This window comes from Nocardioides oleivorans (assembly GCF_004137255.1).
In the GTDB taxonomy this organism is placed as follows: Bacteria; Actinomycetota; Actinomycetes; order Propionibacteriales; family Nocardioidaceae; genus Nocardioides; species Nocardioides oleivorans.
Genome location: NZ_SDWT01000001.1, coordinates 277082 through 293642, shown reverse-complemented (window position 1 = coordinate 293642; position 16561 = coordinate 277082). Strand labels below are relative to the sequence as shown.

Genomic DNA, 16561 nt, shown 5'->3' with positions numbered 1-16561 from the left:
GGTGCCGGGGACGCTACGGAGGACGGAGCACGGAGGGGATGGAGAACCTCTCCGTCATGTGACGCTCGTCATGGAGGATCGACGATGTCAACCGGTGTGCAGGCCGCCTGCCCCGTCGGCTCCGCCGGTGGTCTGGTTGAGGTAGGCCTGCGCGAGGTTCTGCTGGCCGTGCACGCCGTGGCCGGGCTGGCGGGCCAGCTGGGCACCGGCGTCGATGGCACCCTCGATGCCCCCTGCGAGGTGCCACGGCACCCAGCGGTCGCCGATGCGGACCATCCGGACGAGCGGCTCCTCGCCCGCGGCCAGCCGGCGCGCGTCGGAGGCGCAGACCGGGATCACGCGCGGAGTGCCACCGGGCGGCGACCACTCGACGTCCCGCATCGAGGGACCGTGCTGCGGGTTGAAGAAGCAGGGGTCACGGCGCTCGGGGAGCGGCTCTCCGTCGCGCAGGGCGATCACCGCGGCCCGGTGGTAGCGCGCGTCGGTGACGACCTGCTCGACCGCGGTGACGTCGTCGGCCGTCCGGCTCGCGGCCAGCAGGTGCGTGGCCTGGTCGTAGAGCTCGAGCGCGCGGCGGTAGTGGTCGCTCGCGTCGGGGCCGAGCTCGTCGGCGAGGGTGTCCACGTGGAGCTCGGCGACCTGCTCGCCGAGGACCGTGACGTCCTCGTCCACCAGCTTGCGCGCGACGCGCCAGCGGTCCTTCTCGACCAGCTCCTGCTCACGTCGACGCCTGCGCTCCGCGAAGAACATCCTCGGAGTCTGCCACGGGGCGCGACCGGCGTACGAGGCGTTCGGGTCCGTGCTTCACGACCCGCCTGTACGCTCGGTGATTCTGCTCGTCGTCCCGCCCGTCACCCCGCTCCTGCCTGCTGGGGGAGGTCCCATGCCCCGCACGACCCACCTGGTCCGCCTGCTGCTCGTGGTCCTCGCGAGCGCGCTGCTGCTCCCCGTCCTCCCCGCGAGCGCCGAGGCGCCGCCGCGCAAGAAGGTCGAGACGTGGACCGTGGCGGGCAGCACCGCCATCACCATCACCGGGCACGGCTACGGCCACGGGCACGGGCTGTCGCAGTACGGCGCCCAGGGCGCGGCCCTGCAGGGGCTGACCTGGCAGCAGATCGACGAGTTCTACTACCCCGGCACCACGTGGGGTCGGATCGCCGGCAAGGTCCGCGTGCTCATCACCGCCGACACCGGCCGCGACGTGCAGGTCGTCGCCCGGCCCGGGATCCGCGTCGGCAGCCTCGAGCGCCCGCGCAACTGGCGGCTGCCGACCAACCGCGCGACGAAGTGGCGGCTCGTCGGCCAGGGCAGCGACACCCGGGTGCAGTGGACCGCGGGCGGTCCGTGGCGCACCTGGAAGAAGCTGCGCGGCCACGCCGAGTTCTCCTCCACCACGAGCGCCCCGCTGACCCTGGTGCTCCCCGGCGGCAGCCGCCGTGACTACCGCGGGACGCTGCAGTCCGCCTCCGCGCGGCAGAGCACCAAGCGCGAGACGGTCAACAGGCTCCCGATGGAGTCCTACCTCCGCGGCGTCGTCCCGCAGGAGGTGCCCGCGCTGTGGCAGCCCGCCGCGGTCAGCGCGCAGTCCGTCGCGGCCCGCACCTACGCCGCCTTCGAGCGCTCGCACCCCTCGGCCGCCCACTACGACCTCTGCGACACCTCGCTGTGCCAGGTCTACGGCGGCGTCGACATCGAGCACCCGGCGGCCACCGAGGCGATCAGGGCGACCGCGAAGCAGGGGCTGTTCTACGACGGCCGGCCGGCCTTCACCCAGTTCTCCGCGAGCAACGGCGGCTTCTCCGCCGCCGGCTCGATGCCCTACCTCGTCGCGCAGACCGACCCCTACGACGGCGTCGACAACCCGAAGTACTCCACCTGGACCTCGACCGTCGACGACACCCAGGTCGAGCGGCAGTGGCCCGCGATCGGCGACCTCGTCGGCATCGAGGTCGCCTCGCGCGACGGCAACGGCGACCTCGGCGGCCGGGTCATCGACATGGCGTTCATCGGCACCGCCGGCACCGTCCGCGTCGACGGCGACGACGTGCGGTCCGCGTTCGGGCTCAACTCCGACTGGTTCACCTTCGCCGTCACGCCCCGGCAGAAGGGCCAGGCGCGCGAGTGAGGCTCCGCCCGGTCTGGACGGGTCTCGCCGCGACCCTCCTGCTCACGACCGCGTGCTCCGCCGGTGGCACGTCACCCGGAGACGACGCCCTGCCCGACCCGATCGTCGACACCGAGGTCACCTCCGACGTCGACTACGTCGCGCTGGGCGACTCCTTCTCCGCCGGGCCCTTCATCGGCACCATGCGCACCGACCCGACCGGCTGCGCGCGCTCGAAGGACAACTACCCGGCCTTCCTCGCCGACTGGCTCGACGTGAAGAGCTACACCGACGTCACCTGCTCGGCCGCCACGACCAGGGACCTCACCGGCACGATGACGCTGTTCGACGGCGGCACCGCCGTCCCGCAGCTCGACGCGGTGAGCGCCGAGACCGACCTCGTCACCCTCGGCATGGGCGGCAACGACTTCGGCATCTACGACTCGCTGATCCGCTGCCAGGACGGCCGGCTCCCGGTCTGCCCGGTCGAGCAGCTGACGACCGACGCCGGCAAGGTGGCGGGCAACATCCGCAAGGCGGTGCGCCAGATCCGTGCGCGCGCGCCCGAGGCCGACGTCTACGTCGTCGGCTACCCCGACATCCTCCCGACCGAGGGCACCTGCAACGCCGTCGGCGTCCCGGCCGAGGTGCTCGGCCCCATCGCCGACGTGGTCGACGTCCTCAACGGCTCGCTCCGCGACGGCGCGACGGCCGGCGGGGCGTCGTACGTCGACATGGAAGCCGTGTCGGAGGGCCACGACGTCTGCGCCAAGGGGCGCGCGTGGGTCAACGGGCCGCGGTTCCGCGCCGGGATCGCGGCGCCCTTCCACCCGAAGATCAACGGCATGCGGGCCGTCGCGTCGACGGTCTACGAGCAGGTCACGGGTGAGGAGCCCGACGTCACGGAGTACGCCGAGCCCGACCCGGACGTGATCGTGCTCAACGAGGGGTAGCGAGCCGAACGGGACCGGGTGCGCGACGTGAGCGACACTGGTGGTCCAGATACCCCACCCCCAGGAGAGCTCGTGTCCCTCACCCAGGTCCCGCTTCGTCTCGCCACCGGCGCGTTCATCCTCAACTCGGGCATCGGCAAGCTCGGGGCCGACGAGGGCACCGCGCAGTTCCTCCACGGCGCGGCCGCGTCCACCTATCCCGCGTTCTTCAAGGACATGGAGCCCGCGAAGTTCGCGCGCCTGCTCGCCTGGAGCGAGATCGGGGTGGGCGCCGCGCTCCTCGCGCCGATGGTCCCGGCCACCGTCGCCGGCGCCGCGCTGACGGGCTTCGGCTCGAGCTTGGTCGGCATGTACCTGCGGACGCCGTCGATGACGCTGGACGACGGCATCCGTCCCAGCCAGGACGGCATCGCGGTGGCCAAGGACGTCTGGCTCGTCGGTGCGGGGCTGACCCTGATGACCCAGGGCATCTCCGCCGCGGCGAAGTCCGGTGCCAAGGCGTCCAGGCGCGCGCTGAAGAAGGCCTCGCCGCTGCCTCGCTGACGTCGTCTCAGCCGATCACCAGCACCAGGTCGCCGCCCTCGGCAGCCTTGGTGGACGGGATCGCCAGCCGCTGGACGGTGCCGGCGACCGGGGCGGTGATCGAGGCCTCCATCTTCATGGCCTCGATGGTCGCGACCGTCTGGCCGGCCTCGACCGTGTCACCCTCGGCGACGGACACGGTGACCGCGCCGTCGTAGGGCGCGGCGACGTGGCCAATGTTGGCCGGGTCGGCCTTCTCGGCGGACGCGACCTCGGCGGAGATGCTGCGGTCGCGCACCTGCACGGGCCGCAGCTGGCCGTCGACCGTCGCCAGCACGTTGCGGTAGCCGCGCTCGTCCGGGTCGCTGATCGCCTCGAGCCCGAAGATCATCTCCCGGCCCTCGCGGACGCGGACCTGGTGCTCCTCGCCGCGACGCAGGCCGTAGAGGTAGTCGATCGTCGAGACGCCCGCGAGGTCGCCGTACTTCTCCCGCGACTCGTGGAAGGCGGCCGTCGGGCCGGGGAAGAGCAGCTCGTTGAGCGTCTCGCGCCGGTCGGTGGCCAGGCTCGCCTGCTGCTCGGTGGTGAGGCTCTCGGCGGGCTGCTTCCAGGTCCTGCCGGCCAGCGCCTTGCTGCGGAACGGCTCGGGCCAGCCGCCGGGCGGGTCGCCCAGCTCGCCGTTGAGGAAGCCGATCACGGAGTCTGGGACGTCGTACGACGCCGGGTCGGCCTCGAACTCGGCCGGGTCGGCCTTCGCCGCGACGAGCGCGAGCGCGAGGTCGCCGACGACCTTCGACGACGGGGTCACCTTGACGACGTTGCCGAGGATGTCGTTGGCCGCGGCGTACATGTCCTCGACCTGCTCGAACTTCTCGCCGAGGCCGAGCGCGATCGCCTGCTGGCGCAGGTTGGAGAGCTGGCCGCCGGGGATCTCGTGGCGGTAGACCCGGCCCGTCGGTGCCGGCAGGCCGGACTCGAACGGCGCGTAGACGCGGCGCACGGCCTCCCAGTAGGGCTCCATCGCGTTGACGGACGCGAGCGAGAGACCGGTCTCCCGATCGGAGTGGTCGGTCGCCGACACCAGGGCGGACAGGGCCGGCTGCGAGGTGCCGCCGGCCATCGAGGCCGAGGCGGCGTCGACCGCGTCGACACCGGCGTCGATCGCCGCGAGCAGCGTCGCGAGCTGTCCGCCCGGGGTGTCGTGCGTGTGCAGGTGGACCGGCAGGTCGAACCGCTCGCGCAGCGCGGTCACCAGCGTGCGCGCCGCCGGGGCGCGGAGCAGACCGGCCATGTCCTTGATCGCGAGCACGTGGGCGCCGGCCTCGACGATCTGGTCGGCGAGGCGCAGGTAGTAGTCGAGCGTGTAGAGCTTCTCGTCCGGCGAGGAGAGGTCGCCGGTGTAGCAGAGGGCGACCTCGGCGACCGACGTGCCGGTGGCGCGCACCGCGTCGATCGCCGGGCGCATCTGGGAGACGTCGTTGAGGGCGTCGAAGATCCGGAAGACGTCGATGCCGGTCTCGGCGGCCTCCTGGACGAAGGCCTCGGTCACCTCGGTCGGGTACGGCGTGTAACCGACCGTGTTGCGCCCGCGCAGCAGCATCTGGAGGCCGATGTTCGGGATCGCCTCGCGCAGGGCGGCGAGCCGCTCCCACGGGTCCTCGTTGAGGAAGCGGAGGGCCACGTCGTACGTCGCCCCGCCCCAGCACTCGACCGACCAGAGCTGCGGCGTCGTGCGGGCCACGTGGTCGGCCACGGCGAGCAGGTCGCGGGTCCGCACGCGGGTGGCGAGCAGCGACTGGTGGGCGTCGCGGAACGTGGTGTCGGTGACGGCGACGGTCTTCTGCGCGCGCAACCGCCGCGCGAACTCCTCGGGGCCGATCTCGCGCAGCAGCTGGCGGGTGCCGTCGGGCACCGGCTGCGAGCGGTCGAGCTGCGGCAGCTTGCTGACCGGGGTCACCGAGACCGGGGCGGTGCCGTGCGGCTGGTTGACCGTGACGTCGGCGAGGAAGTCGAGCAGGCGCGTGGCCCGGTCGCGGCCGAACTCCGCCTTGAGCAGCTGCGGGTGGTCCTCGATGAAGGAGGTCGTGACGCCGCCGGCCGCGAAGTCGGGGTCGGCCAGCACGGCCTGGAGGAAGCCGACGTTGGTGGAGACGCCGCGGATGCGGAACTCCAGCAGCGCGCGACGGGCCTTCTGGACCGCCGCCTCGAAGGTCCGCCCGCGACAGGTGAGCTTGGCGAGCATCGAGTCGAAGTGCGGGCTGATCTCGGCGCCGGTGTAGGTCGTACCGCCGTCGAGGCGCACGCCCGGGCCCCCGGGGGAGCGGTACATCGAGATCCGGCCCGTGTCGGGCCGGAAGCCGTTGGCCGGGTCCTCGGTGGTGATCCGGCACTGCAGCGCGAAGCCGCGCGGGGAGACGGAGTCCTGGGTGAGCTCGAGGTCGGCGAGGGTCGCGCCCGCGGCGATGCGCATCTGCGACTGCACGAGGTCGACGCCGGTGACCTCCTCGGTCACGGTGTGCTCGACCTGGATGCGGGGGTTCATCTCGATGAAGACGTACTTGCCCGACGGGTCGAGGAGGAACTCGACGGTGCCGGCGTTCTTGTAGTTGATCTCGCGGGCGAAGCGGACCGCGTCCGCGCAGATGCGCATCCGGAGCTCAGGGTCGAGGTTGGGCGCCGGGGCGATCTCGACGACCTTCTGGTGGCGGCGCTGCACCGAGCAGTCGCGCTCGTAGAGGTGGATCACGCCGTCCTCGGAGCCGGTGCCGTCGGAGAGGATCTGCACCTCGATGTGGCGCGGGTCGACCACCGCCTGCTCGATGAAGACCGTCGGGTCGCCGAACGCGCCCTCGGCCTCGCGCATGCAGGTCTCGATCGCCTCGCGCAGGTCGGCGCGGTCGTCGACGCGGCGCATGCCGCGCCCGCCACCGCCGGCGACGGCCTTGACGAAGAGCGGGGCCTCGATCGCCTCGGCGGCCTCCAGCAGCTCGTCGACGTCGGTCGAGGGGGGCACCGACTCCAGCACGGGTACGCCGGCGGCCTTGGCCGCGGCGATCGCGCGCGCCTTGTTGCCGGTGAGGGTGAGCACGTCGGCGCTCGGGCCGATGAATGTGATGCCGGCCGCGGCGCACGCCTCGGCGAGCGCCGGGTTCTCGGACAGGAAGCCGTAGCCGGGGTAGATCGCGTCGGCGCCGCAGTCGACGGCGACCTGCACGATCGCCTCGGGGTCGAGGTAGGCCCGGACCGGGTGGCCGACCTCACCGATCTGGTAGGCCTCCTCGGCCTTCATCCGGTGCTCGGACCCGCGGTCCTCGTGGGGGAACACGGCCACCGTGCGGGCGCCGACCTCGCGCGCCGCACGGAAGGCCCGGACTGCGATCTCGCCACGGTTGGCGACGAGCACCTTGGAGAACATGGGGCGAACGCTATCCAGTGCGCGTGTGAGGCAGGTCATGTGTCCGTCACCCGGGCACGACGGTGCTCCCGGCAGGCCCCGAGGATGCGGCGTTGCTCAGGCGGCCTGCTGGTCCTGCGCACGCCACCACGCGACCGTCGTGGCGAGCCCGTCGTCGAGCGACGTGGGGGAGAGGCCGAGTCGTCCCTCGCTCGCGCTGGAGTCCATCACGAAGGGCCGGCTGAACATGTAGCCCGTCTCCGCCATCTCCCGCATCGTCCGCGACGCGACGCCCATCGCGCTCATCACGCCGACCGGGATCGACGCCACCTTCGGGGTGGGGACGCCGGCCGCCTGCGCGACCCTCGTGATCAGCTCCCGCTGCGTGAGGGCGGGCGCGGTCGGGGCGTGGAGGAAGGAGTTCCACAGGTCCTCGCGACCGGCCGCGGTGACCATTGCCGCGGCCAGGTCGGGGACGTAGGTGAACGAGTGCGGCTGGTCGAGGCTGCCGAGCACCCGCATCGTCCTCCCGGCCAGCACGGTCGGGACCAGCCGCTCGCCGGCGTGGGCGGTGCGCACGACCGGGCCGTAGAAGTCGGATGCCGCGACGCTGACCGTCGGGGTGCTCGACGCGTCGCGCTGGGCGAGCAGCTCGGTGCGCACGCCGAGCTTGCCCGTCGTCGCGGTGCGGGGGGTGGCCTCGGTGATCACGCCGTCGACCTGGCCGTAGGAGTAGAGGCTCTCGGGGAAGACGACGACGGCGCCGACGCGGCCGGCCGCCTCGAGGACGGCCTGCTCGGCCTGCGGCAGCTCCGCGCGCCAGACCTTGGAGTCGTACGCCGACCCGTGGATGCAGTGGTGCACCGCGACCGCACCGGCGAAGGCCTCCACCAGCGCCCCGGGCTGCGAGACGTCGACACGGCAGCGCTCGATGAGCGGGTGGACCGGGCCGCTGCCGGACCGGGTGAGGAGCCGGACCTGGTGGCCGGCGTCGGCCAGCTGCTGCGCGACGGTCGAACCGACGGGGCCGGCTCCGGTGACGACGTGGATCGTGTTCATGGTTGCTCCTGGGGAAAGGGAGAGCGGTGCTCTCGTTTCGACCATCGTGGCCCCTTGGCCGACGAAATGCAAGAGCACTGCTCTCTTTTGTCATGAGTGCTCGCTGTTGTGCCACACTGGCGGGATGGTCGACACCTCCACGCCCCGCGCCCGGGCCCGCGAGCAGACGATGCGCGACATCGTCCGGATCGGTCGTGCGCACCTCGCGACCGACGGCGCAGCGGCCCTGTCGCTGCGGGCGGTCGCGCGCGACCTCGGGATCGTGTCGTCGGCGGTCTACCGCTACGTCGCGAGCCGCGACGAGCTGCTGACCCTGCTGGTCGTCGACGGGTACGACGAGCTGGGCGACGCCGTCGACACGGCCCTCGGGAAGGTCGACCGCCAGGACTTCGCCGGGAGGACGAAGGCGATCGGTCGCGCGGTCCGCGCGTGGGCCCTCGCCGAGCCGGCGACGTACGCCCTCCTCTTCGGCAGCCCCATCCCGGGGTACGAGGCGCCCGCCGAGCAGACGACCGGCCCGGGCGTGCGCGTCGTGGGCCGGCTCGTCGAGGTGTGGGAGGACGCCTGGCGCGCGGGCGTGATCGCGGTCGACGAGGCCCCGCTGAAGCCGCGTCGCCTCACCCGCGACCTCGCCCGGCTCCGCAAGGAGGGCGGGATCAGTGCCCCCGACGCGCTCGTCGCGCGCGGGCTCTTCGCCTGGGCGGCGCTGTTCGGCTGCGTGACGTGGGAGGTGTTCGGGCAGTACGGCTCGGCCACCTTCGCCGATCCTGCCGACCTGTTCGAGCAGCACCTCACGGCGCTGGTGGAGTCGGTGGGGCTGGCGTAGGGCATCAGCCCGCCCTCAGGGCGGCAACCGCCAGCATCGCCAGGGCGCCGGCAGACGTGACGCTGCGGGCGGTGTTCAGCAGGACCCACCGCGACTCGAAGTCCGCCCGCACCGCGGCCAGGTCCTTGATCGCGTCGACCCTGCCGGCGGCCTCGAGCGCGTCGTTGAGCGGGATGTTGCCGGCGACGGTGATCACCACAGTGGCGAGGGTCAGTGCGGTGGCGGCGACCGCCCACGGCCGGGCCTGCGGGCCGCCCAGGACGGCGACCGCGGCGGCGAGGACGGGCGCGCCCACGAAGGTCGCGACGAACAGCGGGTTCACGATGGCGACGTTGATCTGCTGCAGCGCGCCGACGAACGTGCGGTCGTCGACGCGGGCCAGGCCGGGCATCACGCCGGTGGACCACGTGAAGTAGGTGCCGGCCTGGAGCCCGGCGACGAGGACGGCGACGGCGAGGACGACGGTCGACAGCAGCGACTGGGGCGGGAGGTCCTGGGCGGTGGTCATGGCAGTCAGTCCATCGCGCTCGGGCGAGAGTCTCCATGGTCGAGCCGCCCTCCTGCATACGCGAGCGTCTACGGTGTGGTCCATGGATGCCCTCACCGGACTGCTCGACGGACCCCGGGCGCGGGGAGCGTTCCTGCTCCGGATCCTGCTGGACGCCCCGTGGTCGGTGCGGCTGGAGGACGAGGCGCCGCTGTCGGTGACGTCGGTGGTGCGCGGCCACCTCTGGGCGTGCCCCGACGGCGAGGAGCCGGTGCGCCTGGACGCGGGCGACGTGGTGGTGTGGGTGGGAGGTGAGCACTGGTCGATCGCCGACGACCCGGGCACCGCCACCCAGGTCGTGATTGGTCCCGGCCAGGTCTGCACGACGGTGGAGGGCCACGACGTGGTGGAGGAGATGAGCCAGGGCGTGCGCAGCTGGGGCAACAGCGAGGTGGGCGAGACGGTGCTGCTCACCGGTGTCTACCTCATGGAGGGCGAGGTGACGCGACGCCTGCTGCGCGCCCTGCCACGCACGATGGTGCTGCGCGCGGGCGAGCTCGACACCACGCTCCTCGACCTGCTGGGCGAGGAGGTGGTCCGCGACGCCCCCGGCCAGGAGGCGATGCTCGACCGGTTGCTCGACCTGCTCCTGATCAGCCTGCTGCGCACCTGGTTCGCCCGCTCGCGGTCCGACGCGCCGGGCTGGTACGCCGCGCAGGGCGACGCGGTCGTGGGACCGGCGCTGCGCCTCATGCAGCACCACCCCCAGCACCCGTGGTCCGTGGCGGAGCTCGCCGACCGCTCGGGGGTGTCGCGCGCGGCCTTCGCCCGGCGCTTCACCGAGCTCGTCGGTGCTCCACCGATGGCGTTCCTGACCGACTGGCGGATCTCCCTGGCCGCCGACCTGCTCCTCGACCCGGACCTCACGCTGGCCTCGGTCGCGCGGCAGGTCGGCTACGCGACGCCGTTCGCGCTGAGCGCCGCGTTCAAGCGCGAGCGCGGGATCAGCCCGCGCGACCACCGCAGGGCCGCGCTCAGCGCGTGAGCGCCCTGCCCACCGCGCGGCCGGAGAAGATGCAGCCGCCGAGGAAGGTGCCCTCGAGCGCGTTGTAGCCGTGGACGCCGCCCCCGCCGAAGCCGGCGACCTCGCCGGCGGCGTACAGCCCCGGGATGAGGCTCCCGTCGGCGGCGACGCACTGGCCGTCGAGGTTGGTCTCGAGCCCGCCGAGCGTCTTGCGCGACAGGATGTTGAGGCGTACGGCGATGAGCGGGCCGTGCGAGGGGTCGAGGACCTTGTGCGGCTTGGCGACGCGGATCAGCTTGTCGGTGCGGCTGCGGCGGGCGTTGTGGATCGCCATGACCTGGATGTCCTTGGAGAAGGCGTTGTCCATCTCCCGGTCGCGGGCGACGATCTGCCGCTCGAGGTCGTCGGCGTCGAGCTTCGGGCCGCGCGCGAGCTCGTTCATCCCGGTCACCAGCTCGGCGAGGGTGTCGGCCACGACGAAGTCGACGCCGTGCTCCTTGAAGGCCTCGACCGGGCCGGGCGCGCCCTTGGCGAGCCGGCTCTGGGCGAGGAACTTGAGGTCCTTGCCGGTGATGTCGGGGTTCTGCTCGGAGCCGGAGAGGGCGAACTCCTTCTCGATCATCGACTGGGTGAGGACGAACCACGAGTAGTCGTGGCCGGCCGCCAGGATCTGCTTCATCGCGCCGATCGAGTCGGCGCCGGGGACGCCGGACATGCCCTCGAGCCGCCTGCCGGTCGCGTCGAACCACATCGACGACGGCCCGGGCAGGATCCGGATCGCGTGGTCGGGCCAGACCGGGTCCCAGTTGTGGATGCCCTCGACGTAGGCCCACATCCGGTCCTTGTTGACCATCGTGGCGCCGGCGGTCTCGGCGATGCCCTGCATCCGCCCGTCGACGTGGGCGGGGACGCCCGAGATCATGTGCTCGGGAGCCGCGCCCACGCGCTCGGTCGGCCAGTTGCGGCGCATCAGCTCGTGGTTGTGCCCGATGCCGCCGCTCGTCACCGCGACGGCCGCGGCGCGCAGCTCGAAGGCGCCCGCCGTGTCGCGGCTCGACCTCACGCCGCGGGCGCTGTCGTCGTCGGCCAGGATCGTCCCACGCACGCCGACGACCGCGCCGTCCTCGACGACCAGCTCGTCGACCTGGTGGCGGAACGCGAAGCGTACGAGCCCGGCTGCCTCTGCCCGCTCGACCGGCTCGGCGAAGATCCGGACGACCTCCGGGCCGGTGCCCCAGGTGAGGTGGAAGCGCGGCACGGAGTTGCCGTGGCCCAGGGCCCGGCCGTCGCCGCGCTCGGCCCAGCCGACGAACGGCAGCGACTTGAGGCCGAGGGCGTGGAGGTAGTCGCGCTTCTCGCGGTGCGCGAAGTCGACGTACGCCCTGGCCCACTGCTGCGGCCAGAAGTCCTCCCCGCGACCCGGACCGTCGGTGCCGTCGCCGAGCCGGTCGAACTGCGCGGAGCCCTGCCAGTCCTGCCAGGCGAGCTCGGGGGAGTCGATGATGCCCATCCGGCGCTGCTCGGGGCTGTCGACGAAGAGGAGGCCGCCGAGCGACCACCAGGCCTGGCCGCCGAGGTTGGCGCGGTTCTCCTGGTCGAGGACGAGCACCTTCTTGCCCGCTAGGGCCAGCTCGTGGGTCGCGACGAGGCCGGCGAGGCCGGCGCCGACGACGATGACGTCGGGGTGGAAGGTGCTCATGCGTGCTGCTCCATCGGGGCGGGGTCGGGGTAGAGGCGGACGATCATCTCGGCGAGCAGGCGCAGCGCCCGCTCGACGGTGCGGCCGGGCGGGGCCGTCGGGTCGGGGTCGAGGGCGGAGAACGCCAGCCCGTCGAGCATGTTGACGACGATGCTCAGCACGGCCGCGAGGTCGTCGGGTGCCAGGCGGCCGTCCCACAGGTCCGCCGCGGCGGCGAGCATCTGCCCCTGCAGCGACTCGCGTGCGGGGCGGAGCGCCTCGCGGAGGTCGGCGTCCGCGCGGGCGGCGACGAGGAGCTCGCGCCAGGTCTGGTTCGTGGGGGAGAGGACCGCGCGGCGCAGGTGGCCGAGCACGGCGGCGACGTCGTCGGCGGTCGCGACGGGTGCGCCTCCGACCGTCGTGCGGAAGGCCTCGACGTTGCGGGTGGCGACGTGCTCCGCGGTCGCGACCAGCAGCGCCTGCCGGGTCGGGAAGTAGCGGAAGAGCGCGCCCTGGCTCACGCCCGCCGCCGCGCAGACCGCGGCGGTCGAGGTGGCGGCGTACCCCCGCTCGGTCAGGCACGCCACCGTCGCGTCGAGGAGGGCGGTGGTCGTGCCCTCGCGGCGCTCGGCCTGAGTGCGCCGTTCGCGAGTCGTGGTCACGCGGCAAGTGTCACATAAAAAGTGAGCACTTGCTATCTATCGCACGCGATCGGGCGCCAGCTGAGGCGCCCTCAGTCCTTGATCTCGCAGATCACGGCGCCGTTGGTGACCGTGGCGCCGACCTCCGCGGCGAGGCCGGTGACGGTGCCGGCCTTGTGGGCCTTGAGGGGCTGCTCCATCTTCATCGCCTCCATCACGACGATGACGTCGCCCTCGGCGACCGTCTGGCCGTCGGTGACGGAGACCTTCACGATGGTGCCCTGCATGGGCGAGGTGACGGCGTCGCCGGACGCCGCGGCGCCGGCCTTCTTGGCGGTGCGCTTGGTCTTCTTCGACCCTCCTGCGCCGCCGGCCGACCCTCCTGCCGACAGCCCGCCGAGCCCGGCCGGGAGGACGACCTCGAGGCGCTTGCCGCCGACCTCGACGGTGACCTTCTGCCGCTCGCCGGCCTCCTCGGCCTCGGCCGTGTCACCGGCGTACGCCTCGATCTGGTTGTCGAACTCGGTCTCGATCCACTGCGTGTAGACGGTGAACTCGCCCTCGCCCGACGGCGTCGACGGACCGACGTAGGCCGGGTCGGAGACGACCGCGCGGTGGAACGGGATGACGGTCGGCATGCCGTCGACGACGAACTCGTCGAGGGCGCGGCGCGAGCGCTCGAGGGCCTGGGTGCGCGTCGTACCGGTGACGATGAGCTTGGCGATGAGGGAGTCGAACGAGCCCGGGATGGTCTCGCCGTTCTCGTAGCCCCCGTCGAGTCGTACGCCGGGACCCGACGGCGGTGCCCAGGCGGACAGGGTGCCGGGGGCGGGCATGAAGTTGCGGCCGCCGTCCTCGGCGTTGATGCGGAACTCGATGGAGTGGCCGCGGATCTCGGGGTCGCCGTAGCCGAGCTCCTCTCCGGCGGCGATGCGGAACATCTCGCGGACCAGGTCGATGCCGGTGACCTCCTCCGAGACGCAGTGCTCGACCTGGAGGCGGGTGTTGACCTCGAGGAAGGAGATCGTGCCGTCCTGGGCGACGAGGAACTCGCACGTGCCGGCGCCGTAGTAGCCGGCCTCGGTGAGGATCCGCTTCGACGACTCGTAGAGCTCGTCGAGCTGCTCCTGCGACAGGAACGGCGCGGGGGCCTCCTCGACGAGCTTCTGGTTGCGGCGCTGCAGCGAGCAGTCGCGGGTGGAGACCACGACGACGTTGCCGTGCTGGTCGGCCAGGCACTGGGTCTCGACGTGGCGCGGCTTGTCGAGGAACTTCTCGACCAGGCACTCGCCGCGGCCGAAGGCGGTGACGGCCTCGCGGACGGCGGACTCGTAGGCGTCGGGGATCTCCTCGAGCGTGCGGGCGACCTTGAGGCCGCGTCCGCCGCCGCCGAAGACGGCCTTGATCGCGACCGGGAGGCCGTTGGCCCTCGCGAACTCGACGACCTCGTCGGCGTCCTTCACGGGGTCCTTGGTGCCGGGGGCGAGCGGGGCGTTGGCACGGTCGGCGATGTGCTTGGCCTTGGCCTTGTCGCCGAGGGCCTCGATCGCAGCCGGCGGGGGGCCGATCCAGATCAGCCCGGCGTCGATCACGGCCTGGGCGAAGTCGGCGTTCTCGGCGAGGAAGCCGTAGCCGGGGTGGACCGAGTCGGCGCCGGTGTCGGCGGCGACCTTGATGATCTTGGCGATGTCGAGGTACGACTCGGCCGGGGTCGCGCCGCCGAGGGAGTGGGCCTCGTCGGCGAGCCGGACGAACAGCGCGTCGCGGTCCGGGTCGGCGTACACCGCCACCGAGCCGATGCCGGCGTCCTTGCAGGCGCGGATGACGCGGACGGCGATCTCGCCGCGGTTGGCGATGAGGACCTTCTTCAAGCTCACGCGAGAACTCCTGACGGTGACACGGGGGCTGTGACGTGCGGCGGCCGCGAGGCGTGCCGCTCGGCAGGTTACCGCGCTCGGGCGGCGGCGCCACCGGTGCCCGTTGTGACGGACAACACCCTGTCGAGGCAACTGCGGCCGCGACTCCCCGGGAGGGGTCGCGGCCGCAGCAGTGGTCGGGTCAGCGGACCGTGATGGTGCGCTTCTCCTGGGTGCGCCCGCCCTCGCCGACCGCGATGACCTTGATCTGGGCGGGGCCGCGGTCGAGCCTGGGCAGCTTCAGCGAGCCGCCCTTCCTCGACAGCTCGCGGACGACGACGCCCTTGCCCTGCTTGACCTTGACCTTCACCGAGGTCGCGCCGTCGACGGTCACCGAGATCCAGGTCTCGGACCCACGGGCGACCTTCTTCGGCGACGCCAGCCAGATCGTCGGCTCCTCGGCCGGGGTGCTCGTCGGCGTGCCGGTCGGGGCCGGGGTGGTCGGCGACGGCGTGGCGGTGACCGTCGTGGTGGTGGTCGCGGTGGGCTGCGTCGGCAGCGTGCTCGGCGTACGACCCATCATCGTGTTGAACAGGTCGGTCTGGTCGATCACGCCGGTGACGTTGGCTGCCTGCGGTCCGATCGCCGCGACGCGGATCTGCGAGCCGGTGTGCGTGGCCTGCTGCGGCGGCGTGCCGGCGTACGACGACGAGTACGCGACCGTCATGGGGTCGCCGTCGACGGTGGTGACCGTGGCCGTCGCGCTGCCACCGAAGTTGTCCATCACGATCTGCGTCGAGTGGGCGTGGTCGCCGGTGACGATGACGAGGGTGTCGGGGTGCGCCTTCTGGTAGTCCAGGGCGGTCTTCACGGCCTGGTCGAGCTCCTCGAGCTCGCCGATGGCACCGCAGATGTCGCGCTCGTGCTCGGCCTTGTCGACGCTCGCGCCCTCGACCTGGAGGAAGAAGCCGTCGGGGTTGTCGAGCAGCGTGATGGCCTTGGAGGTCATCGCGGCCAGCGTGGGCTGCGTGCCACGGCTCTGCTCGACGCACGGACCGGTGTCGGTCGTGCCGCCGTTCACCGCGAGGCGCGGGGCGTACTTGCGGGTCATGTTGCCCGGGCTGAAGAGGCCGATGACCGGGCCGCCGGCGAGGCTGGACACGTTGCCCAGCTCGGCGGCTGTGGTGACGGAGCGGTAGCCCTTCTTGGTCTGCGCGTAGCCCAGGACCGTCTCCGAGCCGTTCTCGAGGGTCTTGGCGTAGCGGTTCTGGCCGCCGCCGAGGAGGACGTCGACCTTGTTGTCGACGAGCTGCTCGGCGATCGAGCCGAGGCCGCCGTTCGACTTCAGCGCGGCCGGGCAGCCGGCCATCGCGCTCGGATCCTGGCAGGCGCGCAAGTTGATGTGCGAGGCCGCAGCGGCCGGCGTGGCGTCGGTGATCTCGGCGGTGGAGACGTCGCCGGTGCGCTTGCCCATCGCCTTGAACTTCTCGAGCACGGTCTGGTAGTTCTCACCCGGCACGGTGTCCGCGGTCGAGGGGCCCTGCGAGATGCGGCCGTCGACGGTCTTCTTGCCGGTCGACCAGCCGCTGGCGGTCGGGGCGGAGTCGGAGACGTAGGCGATCGGGTAGTCGTTCGCCGGGCCGACCTTGAGGCCGTACGTCGTCATCGCGCCCGTGAAGGGGAGCTCGTCGAGCACGAGGCGGCCGGAGGCGCCCTTGGAGTAGTTGCGGGCTGCGGTGATCATCGAGTCGTCCATGCCGTCACCGATGAGCAGGATCACGCTCTTGGGCTTGGCGGGGTTGATCTGCTGGGCAAGGTCCGCGGAGCGGTCCTGGGTGAATCCCATGGGTACCGCGCTGGCGGCGGCGATGCCGAGGGCGACGACAGCAGCGGTGCCGGCGGCGATGGCGGGAACGGAAAGACGCTTCACGTCCGGGTGTCCTTTCGGGGTGGTCAACGACCCGACACTGGTGGTCCGCGGCGACCGTGGGGCGGCCTTCCGGTGACGGGCGGGTGG

13 protein-coding genes are annotated in these 16561 nt (G+C 72.4%); 5 read left to right on the top strand and 8 right to left on the bottom strand.

Annotation, left to right across the window (positions count from 1 at the left end; all coding sequences use genetic code 11):
• Positions 1-87: 87 nt before the first annotated feature.
• Positions 88-750, bottom strand: a complete 663-nt coding sequence (locus tag EUA93_RS01395; protein WP_129398084.1) for a hypothetical protein — start codon at positions 748-750, stop codon at positions 88-90.
• 133 nt (positions 751-883) lie between these two features.
• Between EUA93_RS01395 and EUA93_RS01390 the strand changes: the two genes are divergently transcribed.
• The 3 genes from EUA93_RS01390 (at position 884) to EUA93_RS01380 (ending at position 3600) form a co-directional block, all read left to right on the top strand.
• Positions 884-2125, top strand: a complete 1242-nt coding sequence (locus EUA93_RS01390; protein WP_129398082.1) for a SpoIID/LytB domain-containing protein — start codon at positions 884-886, stop codon at positions 2123-2125.
• Positions 2122-3057 (top strand): SGNH/GDSL hydrolase family protein, encoded by a 936-nt coding sequence (locus tag EUA93_RS01385; protein WP_165355017.1) that lies wholly within the window; start codon positions 2122-2124, stop codon positions 3055-3057. The genes EUA93_RS01390 and EUA93_RS01385 overlap by 4 nt, the downstream gene beginning before the upstream one ends.
• Before the next feature lie 72 nt (positions 3058-3129).
• The gene (locus EUA93_RS01380; RefSeq protein ID WP_129398078.1) at positions 3130-3600 is read left to right on the top strand and encodes a hypothetical protein; all 471 of its coding nucleotides are present in this window, start codon (positions 3130-3132) and stop codon (positions 3598-3600) included.
• Positions 3601-3607: 7 nt separating this feature from the next.
• Here the strand turns inward: EUA93_RS01380 and EUA93_RS01375 are convergent, their stop codons facing one another.
• Together EUA93_RS01375 and EUA93_RS01370 are read right to left on the bottom strand one after the other, a co-directional pair.
• Positions 3608-6994, bottom strand: a complete 3387-nt coding sequence (locus EUA93_RS01375; RefSeq protein ID WP_129398076.1) for a pyruvate carboxylase — start codon at positions 6992-6994, stop codon at positions 3608-3610.
• Positions 6995-7090: 96 nt separating this feature from the next.
• A complete protein-coding gene (locus EUA93_RS01370; RefSeq protein ID WP_129398074.1) occupies positions 7091-8032 on the bottom strand; it encodes an NAD-dependent epimerase/dehydratase family protein in 942 nt (313 codons plus the stop codon).
• A gap of 124 nt (positions 8033-8156) precedes the next feature.
• On the opposite strand from EUA93_RS01370, the gene EUA93_RS01365 reads away from it, so the two are divergent.
• Positions 8157-8858 carry a TetR/AcrR family transcriptional regulator gene (locus EUA93_RS01365; RefSeq protein WP_129398072.1) on the top strand — a complete coding sequence of 234 codons (702 nt, stop codon included), beginning with the start codon at positions 8157-8159 and terminating at the stop codon, positions 8856-8858.
• A 4-nt stretch (positions 8859-8862) separates the two neighbouring features.
• On the opposite strand, the gene EUA93_RS01360 is transcribed toward EUA93_RS01365, so the two are convergent.
• Entirely contained in the window at positions 8863-9366 is a 504-nt protein-coding gene (locus EUA93_RS01360) for an anthrone oxygenase family protein (protein WP_207208578.1), read from the bottom strand.
• A gap of 82 nt (positions 9367-9448) precedes the next feature.
• Between EUA93_RS01360 and EUA93_RS01355 the strand changes: the two genes are divergently transcribed.
• The gene (locus EUA93_RS01355; protein WP_129398070.1) at positions 9449-10390 is read left to right on the top strand and encodes an AraC family transcriptional regulator; all 942 of its coding nucleotides are present in this window, start codon (positions 9449-9451) and stop codon (positions 10388-10390) included.
• Here the strand turns inward: EUA93_RS01355 and EUA93_RS01350 are convergent.
• The 4 genes from EUA93_RS01350 to EUA93_RS01335 all read right to left on the bottom strand — a co-directional run bounded on the left by EUA93_RS01350 (position 10380) and on the right by EUA93_RS01335 (position 16474).
• Positions 10380-12068 (bottom strand): FAD-binding dehydrogenase, encoded by a 1689-nt coding sequence (locus EUA93_RS01350; RefSeq protein ID WP_129398068.1) that lies wholly within the window; start codon positions 12066-12068, stop codon positions 10380-10382. The two genes, EUA93_RS01355 and EUA93_RS01350, sit on opposite strands and share 11 nt — an antisense overlap.
• On the bottom strand, positions 12065-12709 hold the full coding sequence (locus tag EUA93_RS01345; RefSeq protein WP_165355016.1) for a TetR/AcrR family transcriptional regulator: 645 nt from the start codon (positions 12707-12709) through the stop codon (positions 12065-12067). Before EUA93_RS01345 ends, EUA93_RS01350 begins: the two co-directional genes overlap by 4 nt.
• 71 nt (positions 12710-12780) lie before the next feature.
• Positions 12781-14565 carry an acetyl/propionyl/methylcrotonyl-CoA carboxylase subunit alpha gene (locus tag EUA93_RS01340; RefSeq protein WP_242497195.1) on the bottom strand — a complete coding sequence of 595 codons (1785 nt, stop codon included), beginning with the start codon at positions 14563-14565 and terminating at the stop codon, positions 12781-12783.
• A gap of 181 nt (positions 14566-14746) precedes the next feature.
• On the bottom strand, positions 14747-16474 hold the full coding sequence (locus tag EUA93_RS01335; RefSeq protein ID WP_207208577.1) for an alkaline phosphatase: 1728 nt from the start codon (positions 16472-16474) through the stop codon (positions 14747-14749).
• Positions 16475-16561: the final 87 nt, after the last annotated feature.